We start from the raw sequence: 16,765 nt of genomic DNA, 5'->3' as shown, positions 1-16,765 counted from the left end.
CCGCACCGTGAGGAAGGGTGACGATGGAGCATCCCCGGGCTGTCCGATGGTCGATAGCAGCCGGCCTGTTCGTCGAGTTCGTAGGTTTCCTGTACGACACCTTGTGGCATGACCAGCACCTGTCCGAAGTCGCCATCCCGCCCAGCAAATTGATGACGGTGCACAGCGGTATCTACCTCGGTGAACTCCTCGTCCTGGGCATCGCACTGGCCACCCTCGCACTGCGGACCCGCCGCGCCCACCCGCAGGCCGTCCTGTGGGCTGTGGTGGCGGGCGGCCTCGTCCAGATCGCCGGCAGCGGTTTCGATATGTGGAGTCATGCGCACGCCTACGAGAAGCCGCTGTACCACGACACGATCTACACCGGCGCGGCGGTGACGATCATCGGCTACCTGCTCCTGGAGATCCTGGCCTCGCGGGCGGCGCGACAAGAACAGGTTCCCGCCCCGGACGCGGTCGCTGACCGCCGCTCGGACGAGGCGAAGCAGACCGCGGAGCGCTGAGACCGCTCCACCGCACGGTGACCTGCCCGGAACGGAACCCCCAGAGGGGACCCTTGTGGCACAGAACCAGGATGACCTCACACCCGATATCGGCGCCGGCTGGGTGCTGCTTCCCCAGAGCTTGATCGACATGCTGCGCGAGGAGCAGTCCGCGCGGGGATGGGCCTGGCTGGACGGCGGGCCGAAGGCCTTGACTGCGGCGCAACACGAAGACGATGCCCTCGACGACGCAGCGGCCGCCGAGGTACTGCCGAGCACCCTCTGATCGTGTTCCGGCGTACCAGGACGGACTCCGTTCCGTGCAGCTCCCGCGGGCGTTCTCCGGTCCGACCGGCTCGAAGGAAAGGACCCCGTCATGACGTCCGAGGTCAGCAGCCCAGCCCTAGGACAACCGCCGCTGCTCGGTGAGCAGCGCAGACCGGCCAAAGAGGTGCAACGGCTGGACCGGGTGATCATCCGGTTCGCCGGGGACTCGGGTGACGGTATGCAGCTCACCGGGGACCGCTTCACTTCGGAGACGGCGTCGTTCGGCAACGACCTCTCGACGTTGCCGAATTTCCCGGCCGAGATCCGGGCGCCCGCGGGGACCCTGCCGGGGGTGTCGAGTTTTCAGCTGCACTTCGCCGACCACGACATCCTCACTCCGGGTGACGCCCCTAACGTGCTCGTCGCGATGAACCCGGCCGCGCTGAAGGCGAATATCGCCGATCTGCCGCGCGGTGCGGAGGTCATCGTCAATACGGACGAGTTCACCAAGCGGGCGATGACGAAGGTCGGTTACGCGGCCAGCCCGCTGGAGGACGGGTCGCTGGAGGCGTACGCGGTCCATCCGGTGCCGCTGACGAGCTTGACGGTGGAGGCCTTGAAGGACTCGGGGCTGGCGCGCAAGGACGCGGAGCGGGCGAAGAACATGTTCGCGCTGGGCCTGCTGTCGTGGATGTACCACCGGCCGACCGAGGGCACCGAGAAGTTCCTGCGCACGAAGTTCGCGAAGAAGCCGGACATCGCCGAGGCGAACATCACGGCCTTTCGGGCGGGGTGGAACTTCGGGGAGACCACCGAGGACTTCGCGGTCTCCTATGAGATCGCCCCGGCGTCCGCCGCTTTCCGGGCGGGCACGTACCGCAACATCTCGGGGAATCTGGCGTTGTCGTACGGTCTGGTCGCCGCGAGCCGGCAGGCCGATCTGCCGCTGTACCTGGGCTCGTACCCGATCACGCCGGCCTCCGACATCCTGCATGAACTGAGCCGGCACAAGAACTTCGGTGTGCGCACGTTCCAGGCCGAGGATGAGATCGCGGCGATCGGGGCCGCTCTGGGTGCGGCGTTCGGTGGGGCGCTGGCGGTGACGACGACGTCGGGGCCGGGTGTGGCGTTGAAGTCGGAGACGATCGGGCTGGCGGTGTCGTTGGAGTTGCCGCTGCTGGTGGTGGCGATTCAGCGCGGTGGCCCGTCGACGGGCCTGCCGACCAAGACCGAGCAGGCGGACCTGCTGCAGGCGATGTACGGGCGCAACGGTGAGGCGCCGGTACCGATCGTGGCGCCGGCCACCGCCGCCGACTGCTTCGACGCCGCGATCGAGGCGGCCCGGATCGCTTTGGCCTACCGGACCCCGGTGTTTCTGCTGTCCGACGGCTACCTGGCCAACGGCAGCGAGCCGTGGCGGATCCCCGAGATCGACGAACTCCCCGACCTGCGGGTGCAGTTCGCCACCGGGCCGAACCACACGCTGGACAACGGCGACGAGGTGTTCTGGCCGTACAAGCGCGATCCGCAGACGCTGGCCCGCCCCTGGGCGGTACCCGGCACACCCGGTCTCGAACACCGCATCGGCGGCATCGAGAAGCAGGACGGCACGGGCAACATCTCCTACGACCCGGCCAACCACGACCTCATGGTCCGCACCCGCCAGGCCAAGATCGACGGGATCGACGTACCGGACCTGGAGGTCGACGACCCGACCGGAAGAGGCCAGGTTCTGATGATCGGCTGGGGCTCGACGTACGGGCCGATCGCCGCCGCGGTCCGTCGACTCAGGACGCAAGGGCACGACGTGGCACAGGCCCATCTGCGCCACCTCAACCCCTTCCCGCCAAATCTCGGCGACGTCCTCGGCGGTTATCGCGATGTGCTCGTTCCCGAGATGAACCTGGGACAGCTGGCCCATCTGCTGCGGGCGAAGTACTTGGTCGACGCGCAGTCGTACACGCAGGTCACGGGACTGCCCTTCACGTCCGAGCAGCTGGCCGATCACGTCCTGGAGGCCTTCGATGTCTGAGATCCGCTCCCTCTCCCTGGTCCCCAAGTCCGAGACCAAGCAGTCGATGAAGGACTTCAAGACGGACCAGGAGGTGCGCTGGTGCCCGGGATGCGGTGACTACGCGGTCCTGGCCGCCGTCCAGTCCTTCATGCCCGAGTTGGGCATCGCACGCGAGAACGTGGTGTTCGTCTCGGGCATCGGCTGCTCGTCGCGCTTCCCGTACTACATGAACACCTACGGAATGCACTCCATCCACGGCCGCGCCCCGGCCATCGCCACCGGACTCGCCTCCTCCCGGCGGGACTTGAGCGTCTGGGTGGTCACCGGCGACGGGGACGCGCTCTCCATCGGGGGCAACCACCTCATCCACGCGCTGCGCCGCAACGTCAACCTCAAGATCCTGCTGTTCAACAACCCGAATCTACGGCCTGACGAAAGGTCAGTACTCGCCCACCTCCGAGGTCGGCAAGATCACCAAGTCGACCCCGATGGGCTCGCTGGACGCACCGTTCAACCCCGTCTCGCTCGCCATCGGCGCCGAGGCGAGCTTCGTGGCGCGCACCATCGACTCCGACCGCAAGCACCTGCAGTCCGTGCTGCGCGAGGCCGCCGCCCACCCGGGCACCGCACTGGTGGAGATCTACCAGAACTGCAACATCTTCAACGACGGCGCCTTCGACGCGCTCAAGGACCAACAGACCGCCCAGGACGCCCTGATCCGCCTGGAGCACGGTCAACCGATCCGGTTCGGAGCCCCGGCCGAGGAAGGACTGGGCTCCAAGGGCGTCATCAGGGACGCGGCCACCGGCGAACTCAAGGTGATCGACGTGACCGTGCAAGGGACGGCAGGGGTGCTCGTCCACGACTCCCACGCCGCGTCGCCCACCACCGCGTTCGCCCTGTCCCGTATCGCCGACGCCGACACCCTGCACCACACCCCCATCGGGGTGCTGCGCAGCGTCGAACGCCCGGTCTACGACGCCGACATGTCCGACCAACTGGAACGCGCCGTCGAGGAGACGGGCAAGGGCGACCTCGCCGCACTGCTCGCCGGCCAGGACACCTGGACCGTAACCCACCGTTAGATTTGGAGTTCGCATGACGTACGTGATCGCGCAGCCGTGTGTCGATGTGAAGGATCGGGCCTGCATCGACGAATGCCCTGTCGACTGCATTTACGAGGGGCCGCGCAAGCTCTACATCCATCCCGACGAATGCGTCGACTGTGGTGCGTGCGAGCCGGTCTGCCCGGTCGAAGCGATCTTCTTCGAGACGGATGTGCCGTCGGCGTGGGCTCCCTACCTGACCGCGGATCGGGACGTGTTCGCCGGCGACCAGCCTTCCGGAGCGAGCGATTACTCCTTGGCGTCCGATCACCCGGTGGTGGATGCGGAGCCCGTCAGCGAGACGCGGTGATGCAGGGGACCTGTTGACGATGGGGTGGGCGGACCGGCAGGCCCGCACCACCCCATCGTTGTTGTGGGCGACAGGGACCGGAACGGGAACGTCAGCCGATGCGGAGCGTGGTCGTCCCGGTCGCCTCGTCGATCTCGGAGCTGCGGACCGTCACCGCCAGTTGCCATTCACCGGGGAAGGGCAGTTGGACCGCGGGGGCAGTCCATCGTCCGGCGCCGGCGGGCCTGAGGCTCACGCGCAACGGGCCGATGTCATTGCTCGGCAGGGTGAAGGCCACTCTGATCTCGGCCACCCGGGCGGGCCGGCCCTCGGCGTTGGTCACCTCCGCCTTCAGTTGCGACGTACCCGTCGTGGGGGTGGAGTGCAAGGACACCAGGACGTGCCCCGAGGCATCGGGGCCCGTGCCGCCTGTGTCATAGGGGACGGTGGCACGGAGGTCGGCGGGCTGCGTATTGGCCGTTGTGGCGACGGCTTGGGCGCGACCGGGTGCGGTGTTGGTGAGCAGGGCGGTGACGGCCAGAACGACGCCCGCCACCGCGACTTCGGCCATCACGGAGCGCCGGAGCCGCCGGGTGTCGTCACCGACTGCGCCGGTAGCGGGGTCTGCGCGCTCCAGGACACGCACCGTGCGGGCGACGACCGGCCGGAGCGGCGCGGAACTCCGCTGCGCCTCGATGTTCCGCTGCCGGACCAGGTGGCGGCGGGAGAGCGAACCGAGAGTGACCAGCGCCACGACAGCGGTCGCTTTGAGCAGCAGGAGTCGCCCGTAGCCGCTACCGGTCAACGCCTCCCATGAGCCCAAACCGCGCCAGGACTGGTAGGTCCCCGTGACGACGAGGGCCGCGACGCAGGATTCCGCGAGCACCGAGAACCGGTCGGCTGATGTCGGCGTCGGCAACTGTTGCCGGGCGATCGGCTTGAGCGCGACCAGCAGAGTGGCCAGGCCGCCGATCCATAGAGCCATGGCGAGCAGGTGCAGGCTGTCGGACAGCAGGGCCAGGGGTACCTGGATGCCCTCAGCCGCGTGCCCGGCGGACGCCCAGTTCACCGCGAGGGCACCGCTCAGTACGAGCCCTACCGCGGCAAGCCCGCGGCGGATGTCGCGCTGCTTGCTCGCGGCTTCTTCTCGCCGTTGCTGCTGTGGGTCCGGCATACGACCCAGCTGACCGCACAGCAACCACACGAAGAACCCGACGGCCACAAGCAGGATCATGCGCTGGGCCAGGGCGCTACCGATAGGCGTATGCAGCGTGCCAATCAACAACGACGTATCGAACATCTGGGAGAGCGGACCGGCGCTCTGATACGGGCCGCTCAGCGCCAGGGCGCTCGCCGTCGCCGCGAGGAGGGTAGTCCATCCGGCTTGGAGCAGCCGGCGAATGCTGCGGTGGCTGGCTCCCGCGGGCCAGCAGACGAGTACGAAGCCGGCGCCACCCACGGTCAGCGCGTACCCGACGTAGCCCGCCGCGCGCGCGGTGCCGTAGAGCGCGCTGATCGCAGGTGCCGCGCGGATGGCGGGCACGGGAGCGGTGGCCGAGGTGTGTCCGAAGGCGAAGACGAACGCTCCGGAGATGATGTGCGAGTCCGCGGAGACCGCGCGCCATGCCACGGTGTAACTGCCGGGTCGAAGGTCTTTGCGGAGGGCGACGCGCCCGGCGTTCTGCTCACCGACCAGATTCTGCGGAGCGCCGGCGTCCACGCGTCCGCCGTCAGGACCGATGACGCGGATCGAGTCGTCGAAGAGCCTGACGGACTCACCGAACACGAGAGTCACCTGTCGCGGAGCGGACTTGACCACGGAGCCGGAGGCCGGATCGGACGTCAGCAGCGCGGCGTGCGCCGCGGCGGTGCCGGAGGCGGTGAAGAGCCAGCACACGGCCGCCGCCAGGAGCATGAGGAACCTCCCCGCCAACTGCTGCCGATGTCGGCGACACCCCCGGGTCATCGTGTGCCCCGCCGTCGGCTCACGCTGAAGGCCGCCGCACCGGTCGCGCCCGCCAGACTCAGCACGGCCAGGACGCGGGCCAGGATGTCCGGGGACGAGGATGTGTCGACCACCGGGGCGCCGCCGTTCGTGGCGTGAGCCGTCAAGCGCAGCACCGGAGCCGGATTCTCCGGCTCGGCTCCGGATGTCGACGGTTTGTTGATCCAGCGGGCAACAGCGCCGTTGCCGTAGGTCTGCAGAACCTTGAAGACCAGGGAATCGACATCGGTGGGCAAAGGACCGATGGCCAGTTCGAATTCCTCGAACTGGTCGATGCCGATGGCGCCACCGGTCCACACCACCTTGGACACCACCTCGGTGACCTGGCCGTCGTCAGTGCGCAAGGGGGTGCTCAGGGCGGTCTTCTCCACGCGTGAGTGCCATCCCGGCAGTGGTCGCGTACGGACCGAGGCGAGCGGGTGGTCAGCGGGAAGCACGACCTCCACTTCCGTCGTGGTCGTGTCCTTCTGCTCGCTCGGCACGTGGAAGACGACCGTGACGTAGCTGCCTGGCGCCGCGGTGTCCGGCCGCACCGTCACGTGCGCGGAGGCGGCCGGAGCGGACAGGAGCCACGCGGCGACGGCGATGGTCACGGTGACCAGCGGGCCGCGGCGCACGCGGCCGAAGAATGAACCGAGCACTCGACGCATGGTGTGGAGGCTTCCGTCCGGGGCGGACCTGGGCGGTGGGCACCACCGCGCGAGGACGGTGCCGCGCCGAGGAGGCGTGAGGTGAGGGAGGACAGGGTGTTCCCGGGGAGCACGTTCTACCGGTAGATGACCAGCTCCTGAGCGGTTGCTCCGCTGAGAACGTAGGGGCGGTCGCCGACCGGGCGGCCGGTGTACAGGCGAAGGAGGGTCTCCGCGTCCGTGACCAGGTCCGCCACGTAACTCTGGTCGGGCAGCCACGTGCCGAGTTCGAGGTCCCGGTCCGGCAGGTGGGCGATCAGCAACGGGGTGTCGCGTCGCGCGCTGCAGGTCGCCAGCAGTTCCAGGGCGTCGTCGGTGCCGGCCGCCGAGTAGGCGGGTGTGAGTCCCCACGCCGCGCGGACATCGCCGGCATGGACCCATTCGCCCAGCCCGATCACGTCCAACTGCCCGGCGGAGGAGCTGATGACCGGTCCCGCTGCTTGGTAACCGTCGTCCAACTCGTCGATGATTTTTTTGATCGGCCAGTCCTGCCGGTCGTCGACATCGCGCTGGTTGCAGGCGGGGGAGAAATCGTGCACCTGATCCTGGGTGATGCGGGTCAGCGCGGCTGCGCAGTGCGCCAGCAGATCCCGTACGTTCCAGCCGGGGCACGCGGTCGGATGCGCGAACCACCGGTCCGGTGCGGCACGGAGTACGGGGATCAGGTCGCGCTGCTCGGTCATCAGGAGGCGTTCGGCACAGGAGGAACCGATGACCGCGCTGGGCGGCGTGTGCCCCGCCGGCGCGGCGGACGGACTGACGGGAGGCAAGACGTCCATGGTCAACTCCTCGAGGCGGGACTGCGATGTGTGGCGGGAGGGTGCGTCTCGCCGTCCGCGGTCAACATCGCTCGCAGTTCTCCGACCGCGACAGGGCCGTACGCCTGGGAGAGTCGCGCGGACAGCTCCGGGACAGTGACCCGGTAGCTCTGCGGGCCGACGGCTTCCAGAGCGTAGGCGGCCAGAGCGCAACCCAGTTGTGCGGCCGTGACGGCATCCAGGCCGTGCGCAGTGGCCGCCAGGAAGCCGGCGCGGAACGCGTCCCCTGCCCCCGTGGGGTCCATGACGTGCGGAACGGAGACGGCGGGTACGTGCACCGTGGTGCAGCCGCTGCGGTCAATGCGGACACCACCTTCACTCAACGTGGTGATCCAGGTCCCGACCCGTTCCAGGACCGTACTTTCCGGCCACCCCGTTCGCTCCAGGAGCAACGCCCGTTCGTAGGCGTTGGTGAACAGGTACCTGGCCCCGTTGACCAGTCCCTTCACCCTGTCGGTGTCGAGTGCGGCCAGCTGCTGGGAGGGATCGGCGGCGAACGGGGTGCCCGTGGCGCGGCAGGCGCGGGTGTGGCGCAACATCGCTTCGGGGTCGTCGGGGGCGACCAGGACGAGGTCCACCGGGCCTGCGGCCTCCAGGACGGAAACGAGGTCGATGTCCCTCGCATGCCGCATCGCCCCGGGATAGAAGGACGCGATCTGATTCTGCACGGCGTCAGTGGTGCAGAGGAATCGAGCGGTGTAGGCGTCCGGAATGGTGTGAATGTGTCCGGTGTCGACACCGTTGCTCTGCAGCCACGCGGCGTAGTCGGCGAAGTCGCCGCCCACCGCCGCGACGAGCAGCGGGCGCAGCCCCAGCCGTCCGAGACCGAGGGCGATATTGGCCGCTGCCCCGCCCCGGCGTACATGGAGGGTATCCACCAGGAAGGACAAGGACACGTGAGCCAGCTGGTCCGCAAGGAGCTGGTCCTTGAACCGTCCGGGAAACGTCATCAGATGGTCGGTGGCGATGGAACCGGTGACAGCCAGGCGCACAGCAGGCCCCTTCTGGTGGTGCACGGACGAACTCCGGTAGTCGATGCCGGGCGAGGCGGGTGCCGACCGGGTGGTCAGCGGCCCCACCGGGTCGCGACACCGGCGGGGCCGCAGCCACAGGGGTTCACCCGACGGGCGTGAGGTACCGCTCCTGGATGACATCCAGACATCGCACATCCTCGATGTCGATGGCGTCCATATCGATGCTCCGGCCGCTGAGCTGTTCCAGCAGAAACAGGAACTCCACGAAGGTGAGCGAGTCGATCAGCCGGTTCTCGATGAGATCGAGGTCTCCGGGTATGTCCTCACGGTCGGGATGGCGCTTGAGAATCCAGTCCTTGAGCTGCTGCAACGGTGCTTCCATGGGAGGTCTCCTTAGGTAAGGGAGCGATGAGTGAGGGAGCAGCCGGCGCGAGTGTCGCTGCCGCTATGGCGACGGCATAGGCTCCGTCATGGCTGATGCTGATCCGGATGCCGGATACACCGGCCTGGTCCGCCAGTCGTCGTGCGGTCGCCCAGCGCAGGGTCAGCACGGGCTTGCCGCCCGGAACCTTGAGCACTTCCATGCCCAGCCAGGGCAGCACGGCGCCGGTCGTGTTCAGGGCCTTGAATGCAGCCTCCTTGGCGGCCAGGCGGCCGGCCACGGAGAGGATGTCCAGGCGCCCGTCCCGGTGGCAGTCCCCGAGTTCGGCCGGTGTGAGCATCCTCGACAGCACGGCGTCGCCGTGTTCGGCCAGCATGCTGTCCACCCGGCTGGTCAACATGATGTCGACTCCGATGTCGCCGGACGGACACGGCGTGGAACCCGGTTCGGACGCGGCCTCATCCCCGGGCAAGTGCCTGCTCCACGGCAGCAGTGGCCGCGGCCCAGCCGCCGAAGCGCCGGGTCAGAGCCGACAGCCATCGTTCGAGACCGAAGGCCACACAACTGGTGAAGACCGGAGCGCCGTGCAAGGTGATGGCCAGCCGTTCACCGAAAAAGTTGCGGTGCACGTTGACCGAGGCGATCGCCAGATCCTCGTACAGGAACTCGTACTTCACCGGCGCCAGCTGCTGGAGGCGGGCCCGGGAACCGCCGCAGTCGTAGAAGGGATCCGTCGCCGCTTCCTTGCGCAGGGGCAGATCCAACCGGGCCGCGAAGGCCTGCACCTTGTCCGCGAAGTGTCGCAGGTGGTCCTCGGTGAACTCCCGGTCGCCGACTGCCACGATCTCCCGCATGTGGAAACCCAGGAGCCGCCGCAGGTCCTCGTAATGCTCCTCACGGCGGAAGCAGCGTCCCAGTACCGTCACGCGCTGCGGAGTGTCGAGCTCCTGGCCGGCCAGGTACAGGTACACGCCGTAACAAGCCGCCGATGGCAGAGCCAGGCGGGCTGTCTCCAGCGCCTGAGGGGCGAAACCCCCGTCGACCGGTTCGTGCCCGGCTTCCGGACCGTGCAGTCGCAGTGGGGCGGTGACTACCGCTTGGTGCGGAAAGTTCCGGTAGTAGTCCAACTCCGCCAGCCGTTCAACCGGTAGGAGTGGAGGCATGATCATGGGTTGAGCTCCCGCCTCGACCCCCCAGGACTCGAAAGCCCGGTCGAGCAGGTACAGCAGTTTGGTCGCCTGCGGACCGAGGACGGCCACGCCGGTGGGGGACTCGGTCGTGGTCGATCGGGTGGACACAGGAGTCATCGTGTTCCTTCCGCCGGGCGCGCCGGTCAGGCCGCGTACAGCTCGGAGTCGGAGAAGATGCCGGACTTGACGAAGAACGACACGGGCTTGCGGACCGCCTTGCGTTCCGCGCTGCGCCGGGACGGATCCGCCAGGATGCGGCTGCGTACCTGCAGAGGATCCGAGAAGCCCGCGTCCCGGTAGACCTGCGGGTTGTAGAAGGACTGCAGACTGAAGACGATGTACCGCTTCAGGTAGGCCTCGAGTTCGCGCAGTTCGGACTCCGTCGCCTGCTCACGGACCCGCTGGTACAGCAGGGAGACGAGTTCCCGTCCGAAGGCGATATGCCTCGATTCGTCGTGGTGATGGATGCGATTGACCTGCCGGATGGTTTCGTGCAGGCCGCTGTCGTCGGCCATCCGTGCGTTGTAGTGGTCGACGATCTCCTCGAAGAGCAGAATCCGCGCGAAGACGAGGAAGTTCTCCGTTGCGGCACTGCCCGGATCCTGCGTCTTGATCGACGGGGTGGAGTAGATCTTGCCGGCACCGTAACGCCGACAGAATTCGGCGAAGAACCACATGTGTTCGTTCTCCTCGCCGATGAAGTGGTGGAAGAACTCGGAGGGGACTTCGAATCCCGGCGTATGGATGCGTCGGATGACCTCGATGAGGAGTTCCCGGATGCCGTGCACGTTGAGGCTGTAGAAGTTGATGCTCTCCCACCGCGAGAGCCGTTTCATGCCGTCGACCCCGATCTCGTCCTCGATCGGGGTGCCATGGGCGGTGACCAGCTCAGGGGTCATCCAGTAGGCGTCCTCCGGGAGTTCGTCGGCCCATTCGAACATGCGGTACGGGTTGTAGTAGTCCTCGACGGACATACGGCCGAGCCTGTCGAGGATTTCGACGAATCGGTCCGGCACAGCGTGGTCGGTGATGGTCACGGATCCTCCGAAGAGCGAGGGCGGGGCGGATGGGAGGCGGCACGGACGCGCCGGCGTGACGGTCAGGGACGCGCCTCGTACACCGCGCTGACCGGCGTGGCGTCGGCCTTCCGCCATCGTGTGAACCCGGCACCGCGGGCGATCTCGCGCAAGGTGTCCTCGCCCGCGTGGTTGCCCAGGGCGCGGGGTCCCTTCTGGGCGGCGGCGGCAGGCAGGCACATCACCGCGGACAGAGCCATGAACAGCCGACCCGCCGGGTGCGTGTTGCGCAACGGGTCAGGGTCGGCGTTCGGCTCAACGATCATCCAGGTGCCGTCGGTGGACAGCTGCGTACGGATGTGACGTGCCACAGCCTCGGGATCGCCGATGTCGTGCACGCAGTTGAACGTGGTCACCAGGTCGTACGGGCCGCCCCCGAACGCGTCCGCCCCGGCAGTCGAGAAGTCCACGCGGTCTCCAGGCAGGCCGCGTTGCGCCGCCAGGTCCTGTGCCTGCTCAATGGCCACCGCGTAGTAGTCGAAGCCCCGCACCTGCGCGGACGGAAAGGCTTCGGCCATGAGAAACGTGGAGTATCCGACCCCGCATCCCACGTCCGCGACCCGGCCACCTTCCTTGAGCCGGTCCGCAGCGGCTTCCAGCGCGGGAATCCATCGTTGAACGAGGTGAGCACGGTATCCGGGCAGGAAGTACCGGGCCAGTGCGTCGTCCAGCGCCCCGTTGTGCTCGTCCCACCCCACACCTCCGCCGTCGCGGTAGGCCTCCACCAGTGAGTCCTCACTGCTGTACAGGGCGGCCAGGGCGGAGAAGAACGGCGCCGCGTGGAGATCGCTGTCGCGGTCGGCCAGGGCGGGGACATGCTCGGCCGGCAGCCAGTACAGCTCCCGGGCCCCGTCGGTCCGCAGATACCCGCCGCTGACCTGGGCGTGCAGCCATTCGCGGGCGTACATGGCCTGAATGCCGGTTCGGGTGGCCAATTCGGCCGCCGTGATCGGTTGCGAATCGGCCATCGCCCGATACAGGCCGAGACGATCTCCGAGAGAGACTGTCAGACCGCGCACCGCGGCGGCCGCGTCATTCACGAGACTTTGCTGAAATTCCTGCGCGGGATGGGTGTTCACAGTCCTCGTCTCGATTCCGGTGGGGAATGGCAAGTCGGCGATGGCGCCTGCCGGCCGTCTTTCGGAGGCCCTAACGGCAGAATTACCGTACCTCGGTAGGGTATTGAGTCGGCTAGGTGCGGTCGAGGTGGTCATCCCGCTCGTCCGTCCGGCTACGCCGACCGGGGTAGCCACTCGGTCACCGTCCACCGCTTGACGTTGTCCCGGGACCTGGACGTCAGTCTGTGGAGGGCACCGCGGTGAAGAAGAAGGAGCGGGGAATGTCGCGGATCTTTCGGGCGATCACCGGATAGGGCCACCGGCCGTAGGAGGCACCTTCCTCACCCGGCTGCAGGGTCTTCGTGGTGTGCCATCCACAGGACCGCAAGAACTCCTCCGGCTCGTCATGGCCGAACTGCCAGGCGGCACCGTCCTCCCGCAGAGCGGTAAGGAAGCCGCGCGCCATCGGATTGGTGAGTGAAGCCCGACTGGCCATGTCGCCCGCCAGAACGCTGCCGGGCGCGGAAAGCCGCAGCAAAGTCGCCAGCACCTGGCGCACGGCGGCCTCCGGGAGGAAGAACAGCAGACCTTCCATCACCCAGACGGTCGGCTCCGCGGGTCGAAAGCCCGCCTCTGTCAGGGATTCGGCCCAGTCACCGGCCAGGTCGACCGCCACCGCGTGCCGTCGGCGACCCGCCACCAGCGGGACATCGACGAGCTGCGCGTTCTTGGCCTCCAGCAGTGCCGGACGGTCGAGTTCGTAGATTACCGTGTCCTGGGGCCAGGGCAGCCGCCACGCACGGGTGTCCATTCCCGCAGCCACGAATACCACCTGCCGTGCTCCACTGTGCTCGACCGCCGCCAGTGCCTGGTCGTCCAGGTACTTCGTCCGCAACGCCAGGAAGGGCACCGTTCCGGCGCCGGTGTAGCGCTTGAGTAGGGCGAAGCCGGTGTCGCCGGCAAGCGTGCGTGCGAACGGGTCGTCGAAGAGCCGGTCGTCACGTTCGCTTTCCAACGCGCGAGCCGCGGCGGTCCACTGGGCTGTACAGGAAACGGCTTCCACGGTCTGTGATCCTCTCGATGGGGGTGGGTTCTCAGGAACCCGTCGCTGCCGGGCGTCGCAGGAAGAGACTGTGCAGCGTCATGCTGAATACCTGTTGCCCGGCGTCGTCCAGCAGTTCGCAGCGGGGCTGCACCAAGCCGCGATCTTTGTGACCCAGGACTGGCCCGGTGCGCAGCACGGTCAACCGTGCGCCGAGGGTGTCGCCGGGGCATACCGGACGGCGGTAGCGGATCTCGTCCACCCCCGGCGATCCTGCGCAGGCGCTGTCGCGAAGGAGACCATCGACATAGGCCCGCATGAACAGCGACGCGGTCAGCCACCCACTGGCCACCAGCCCCCCGAAGGCCGAATCCGCAGCCGCGGCGGGGTCGGTGTGGAAGGGTTGCGGATCGTACCGTTCGCCGAACTCGATGATCTCTTCGGCGGTGACGGTCACGGACCCGAGGTCGTGAACATCGCCGGCGGCGAAGTCTTCGAAGTAGCGCAAGGTGAGCCTCCAGGGATGGCGGTTCGGAGTCACAGACTGGACAGTGCCTGTGCGAAGTCACCCCACAGATCGTCGAAGTGCTCAAGCCCGACGGAGACCCGTACGGTGCCCTCACCGATACCAGCGGCCGCCAACTCCTTGGCGTCCAGTTCGCGATGGGAAATGCTGGCCGGATGCAGCACCAGGGTTTCCACGCCTCCCAACGACGGTGCCAGCCGCGCCAGGCGCACACCTGCGAGGAAGGTCCGGCCCGCCGGACGTCCCCCGACCAAGTCGAAGGCCAGCACCCCGCCGAAGCCGTCCAGAACCTGCTTGGCGAGAAGATGATCCGGATGGTCGTCGCGGCCTGGCCAATGCACCGCGGCCACGGCCGGATGCTCGGCGAGGCGGTCGGCCAAGGACGAGGCGTTGGCGCAATGACGGTCCATGCGCATGCCGAGGGTCTGCATGCCGCGGATGGTCAGCCAGGCCGCGAACGGGTCAGCGGTGGAACCCAGCTCGACCGCATGCTTCCAGCAGGCCTCATAGAGCCCTCGGGACGCGAAGACGGCGATGCCACCGGTGACATCCGAGTGGCCGCCGAGGTATTTGGTGCTGGAGTGGACCACGACATCCGCCCCGAATTCCAGCGGGCGACACAGCAGCGGTGAGGCGAAGGAGTTGTCCACGACGCTGAGGAGGCCGGCCTTCCTTCCGACGGCGAGAACTCCGGGCAGGTCGGGGATCCGGGTCGTCGGGTTGGCGATGGTCTCCAGATAGAGCAGCCGCGTAGTCGGGCGCACCAACTCGCGAACCTCGTCCGCGTCCCGCCCCGACACGAAGCTCACCTCGATGCCGAACCGCTCGCTCAGATCGGTCAGCAGCGAGTACGTGCCGCCGTACAGGCAGCGCTGGGCGATGACATGGTCGCCGGTCTGCAGCGCTGAGAGCAGCACGGCACTGATCGCGCCCATACCCGAGGCCGTGGCCAGTGCGGCCTCTCCACCCTCGAGTTCGGCCACCGTCTCTTCGAGCGCCCGCACAGTCGGATTCCCGCGTCGGCTGTAGACGAATGCGCCGTCCGGACCGTTCATCGCCTCTGCCAGATCGTCGGGGTGATCGAAGGCGAACGTCGAACTCTGATAGAGCGGAACGCTCAGCGGCCGACATCGTCTCAGCGGCGGGGCCGAGACGTGGATGGCACGCGTCTGAGGATGGAGTAAACCTGTCCCGAACCCGGAAGCCTGCTTGGATGCGTCGATGCCCACCATGGGTTCCATGGTGTAGAAAGCCGGAGTGTTTCGATAGGGAGACAATCGGTTACCCCGCCGCCCGATGAAAGGCCAGGTCATGTGAGGGGTGACGCAGTGCCCGATCGGTCACGCCATCCTCTGTAGTCGAACAGCAGGGAGAACGGTCATGGATCTTCCGCAGGTACTCCCCGACGATCAGATCGAACGCGCCCTCGTCGTCACCGCCCACCCGGACGACGTCGACTTCCTCGCCTCCGGTACCGTCGCCCAGTGGACCGCGAGCGGTATCGAAGTCACCTACTGCGTCCTCTCCGACGGTGACGCGGGCGGATTCGACCCCGCCGTCGACCGCGCCGACATTCCAGCCCTGCGTCGTCAGGAGCAGTACCGGGCTGCCGGTGTCACCGGCGTCAAAACAGTGGACTTTCTGGGCTACACGGATGGCGCTCTCGAAGTAACCCCTGGCCTGCGACTCGACATAAGCCGCGTCATCCGTCGTGTACGCCCTCAACGCGTCGTGATGCACAGCCCCGAGATCAACTGGCCGTACCTACCCGATTTTCACCCGGATCACCGCATGGCGGGCGAGGCTACCCTACGCGCGGTATACCCGGACGCGCGTAATCCCTTCGCGCACCTCGAGCTGCTTCACGACGAATCCCTCGAAGCCTGGACCGTTGACGAGATATGGATGATGGGAGCTCCGCATCCCAACCACTGGGTCGACATCAATGAACAACTGACCACGAAGATGCATGCGCTGTACGCCCACACATCTCAGACGGCTCATATCCATGATCTGGAATCGATCATACGTACCCGGTTGGTGCGGCAAGCTGTGGACGCCGGCTGGGCCGATGGCCACTTGGCAGAGGCCTTCCACGTCGTGGCCACGCGTTGAGGCGGGAATTCGCAACACCCGTGAGGCACTGTCTCGGTGGTCTTGAGGAGCCGGCGGAGGAATCGCCTGGCTGCGTCCATGTCGCGCTTGTCGGTCACCAGAATGGCGAGGACGTTGCCGTCCTGGTCGACCGCCCGCCACGGGTACCGCATCCGGCCGTTGACCTTGAGGAACACCTCGTCCAGATGCCACCGGTCCTCGGGACGCGGCTGCCGGCGACGGAGCCGGCCGGCGTAGTCGGGTCCGAACCGGTCACACCCTAAGGGCTGTCCCGTGGGACACCCGGATGCCGCGTTCGAAGAGGAGCTCGTCCACGTCGCGGAAGCTGAGTGGGAATCGGTGGTAGAGCCGGACCGCGTACGCGATCACCTCCGGCGGGAACCGGACCCCTTGCACGCCGGTGCGGCATCCACGGTGTCCCGGGGCTGCGGTGTTGGTAGCGGTGTGCGTGGCGCGTCGTGGCAACGGACACACTGTCGGTCCCTGGGCTGTTCTCGTGACTCATTGACGGTTGTTGGTGAGTCGCTGCGGCCCCAAGCTGACGGTCCATCGGATCGCTCCCTGTTCATCCAGGAGCCGGGGACAGGCATCCGGGACATGTGTTGTGCCGCTGATGCGGTCAACGCACCTCAGGGAGTGGGATGTCTACCCAACAGCAGCCTATCGGCGGCGTTTCGGTCGATGAAAGTGGGCCGGTACCCGCAGAGCCGGTCAACCGTCTGAGAGCGAACT

Annotated in this window: 17 protein-coding genes and 2 pseudogenes; 6 read left to right on the top strand and 13 right to left on the bottom strand. The window is 67.4% G+C overall.

The features are described from left to right. The first annotated feature begins 23 nt into the window (after nucleotides 1-23). The 5 genes and pseudogenes from M2266_RS31810 to fdxA all read left to right on the top strand — a co-directional run bounded on the left by M2266_RS31810 (nucleotide 24) and on the right by fdxA (nucleotide 4,179). Nucleotides 24-503, top strand: coding sequence for a hypothetical protein (locus M2266_RS31810; protein WP_277441738.1), 480 nt, complete (start codon nucleotides 24-26; stop codon nucleotides 501-503). A 55-nt stretch (nucleotides 504-558) separates the two neighbouring features. Next, nucleotides 559-768 (top strand): hypothetical protein, encoded by a 210-nt coding sequence (locus tag M2266_RS31805; RefSeq protein WP_277441737.1) that lies wholly within the window; start codon nucleotides 559-561, stop codon nucleotides 766-768. A gap of 90 nt (nucleotides 769-858) precedes the next feature. After that, complete coding sequence (locus M2266_RS31800) at nucleotides 859-2,781, top strand: 2-oxoacid:acceptor oxidoreductase subunit alpha (RefSeq protein WP_277441736.1); 1,923 nt, start codon at nucleotides 859-861, stop codon at nucleotides 2,779-2,781. After that, a pseudogene (locus tag M2266_RS31795) lies at nucleotides 2,774-3,848 on the top strand (2-oxoacid:ferredoxin oxidoreductase subunit beta). The gene M2266_RS31800 and the pseudogene M2266_RS31795 overlap by 8 nt, the downstream one beginning before the upstream one ends. Before the next feature lie 13 nt (nucleotides 3,849-3,861). After that, a complete protein-coding gene (fdxA, locus tag M2266_RS31790; protein WP_277441735.1) occupies nucleotides 3,862-4,179 on the top strand; it encodes a ferredoxin in 318 nt (105 codons plus the stop codon). A gap of 91 nt (nucleotides 4,180-4,270) precedes the next feature. Here fdxA and M2266_RS31785 read toward each other — a convergent pair whose 3' ends face one another. From M2266_RS31785 to M2266_RS31730, 12 genes are all read right to left on the bottom strand, one after another. Then, entirely contained in the window at nucleotides 4,271-6,073 is a 1,803-nt protein-coding gene (locus M2266_RS31785) for a FixH family protein (RefSeq protein ID WP_277441734.1), read from the bottom strand. Nucleotides 6,074-6,120: 47 nt separating this feature from the next. Next, on the bottom strand, nucleotides 6,121-6,804 hold the full coding sequence (locus M2266_RS31780) for a YcnI family protein (protein WP_277441733.1): 684 nt from the start codon (nucleotides 6,802-6,804) through the stop codon (nucleotides 6,121-6,123). Between the two features lie 125 nt (nucleotides 6,805-6,929). Beyond that, nucleotides 6,930-7,631: a maleylpyruvate isomerase family mycothiol-dependent enzyme gene (locus M2266_RS31775; protein ID WP_277441732.1), complete on the bottom strand. Its 702-nt coding sequence runs from the start codon at nucleotides 7,629-7,631 to the stop codon at nucleotides 6,930-6,932. Nucleotides 7,632-7,633: 2 nt separating this feature from the next. Continuing rightward, nucleotides 7,634-8,662, bottom strand: coding sequence for a carbohydrate kinase family protein (locus M2266_RS31770; protein ID WP_277441731.1), 1,029 nt, complete (start codon nucleotides 8,660-8,662; stop codon nucleotides 7,634-7,636). 124 nt (nucleotides 8,663-8,786) lie between these two features. Then, nucleotides 8,787-9,026: an acyl carrier protein gene (locus M2266_RS31765; RefSeq protein ID WP_277441730.1), complete on the bottom strand. Its 240-nt coding sequence runs from the start codon at nucleotides 9,024-9,026 to the stop codon at nucleotides 8,787-8,789. Then, nucleotides 8,968-9,498: a holo-ACP synthase gene (gene acpS / locus M2266_RS31760; protein ID WP_277441729.1), complete on the bottom strand. Its 531-nt coding sequence runs from the start codon at nucleotides 9,496-9,498 to the stop codon at nucleotides 8,968-8,970. Before acpS ends, M2266_RS31765 begins: the two co-directional genes overlap by 59 nt. After that, complete coding sequence (locus M2266_RS31755) at nucleotides 9,485-10,324, bottom strand: hypothetical protein (RefSeq protein WP_277441728.1); 840 nt, start codon at nucleotides 10,322-10,324, stop codon at nucleotides 9,485-9,487. The genes acpS and M2266_RS31755 overlap by 14 nt, the downstream gene beginning before the upstream one ends. A gap of 35 nt (nucleotides 10,325-10,359) precedes the next feature. Continuing rightward, complete coding sequence (locus tag M2266_RS31750; protein WP_277441727.1) at nucleotides 10,360-11,253, bottom strand: diiron oxygenase; 894 nt, start codon at nucleotides 11,251-11,253, stop codon at nucleotides 10,360-10,362. 62 nt (nucleotides 11,254-11,315) lie between these two features. Further along, nucleotides 11,316-12,506 (bottom strand): class I SAM-dependent methyltransferase, encoded by a 1,191-nt coding sequence (locus tag M2266_RS31745; protein ID WP_277441726.1) that lies wholly within the window; start codon nucleotides 12,504-12,506, stop codon nucleotides 11,316-11,318. Between the two features lie 82 nt (nucleotides 12,507-12,588). Then, entirely contained in the window at nucleotides 12,589-13,413 is an 825-nt protein-coding gene (locus M2266_RS31740; protein ID WP_277441725.1) for an SAM-dependent methyltransferase, read from the bottom strand. A gap of 31 nt (nucleotides 13,414-13,444) precedes the next feature. Next, the gene (locus M2266_RS31735) at nucleotides 13,445-13,900 is read right to left on the bottom strand and encodes a MaoC family dehydratase (protein WP_277441724.1); all 456 of its coding nucleotides are present in this window, start codon (nucleotides 13,898-13,900) and stop codon (nucleotides 13,445-13,447) included. Between the two features lie 29 nt (nucleotides 13,901-13,929). Beyond that, a complete protein-coding gene (locus M2266_RS31730) occupies nucleotides 13,930-15,150 on the bottom strand; it encodes an aminotransferase class I/II-fold pyridoxal phosphate-dependent enzyme (protein ID WP_277441723.1) in 1,221 nt (406 codons plus the stop codon). A 148-nt stretch (nucleotides 15,151-15,298) separates the two neighbouring features. On the opposite strand from M2266_RS31730, the gene M2266_RS31725 reads away from it, so the two are divergent. Then, nucleotides 15,299-16,033: a PIG-L deacetylase family protein gene (locus M2266_RS31725; protein WP_277441722.1), complete on the top strand. Its 735-nt coding sequence runs from the start codon at nucleotides 15,299-15,301 to the stop codon at nucleotides 16,031-16,033. Nucleotides 16,034-16,056: 23 nt separating this feature from the next. Here the strand turns inward: M2266_RS31725 and M2266_RS31720 are convergent. Continuing rightward, a pseudogene (locus M2266_RS31720) lies at nucleotides 16,057-16,429 on the bottom strand (IS6 family transposase); the annotation flags it as partial. Between the last annotated feature and the right edge of the window lie 336 nt (nucleotides 16,430-16,765).

The organism is Streptomyces sp. SPB162 (genome assembly GCF_029504575.1).
Taxonomy (GTDB): domain Bacteria; phylum Actinomycetota; class Actinomycetes; order Streptomycetales; family Streptomycetaceae; genus Actinacidiphila.
The sequence above is the reverse complement of the archived record's forward strand: the minus strand, read 5'-3'. Positions and strand labels throughout refer to the sequence as shown.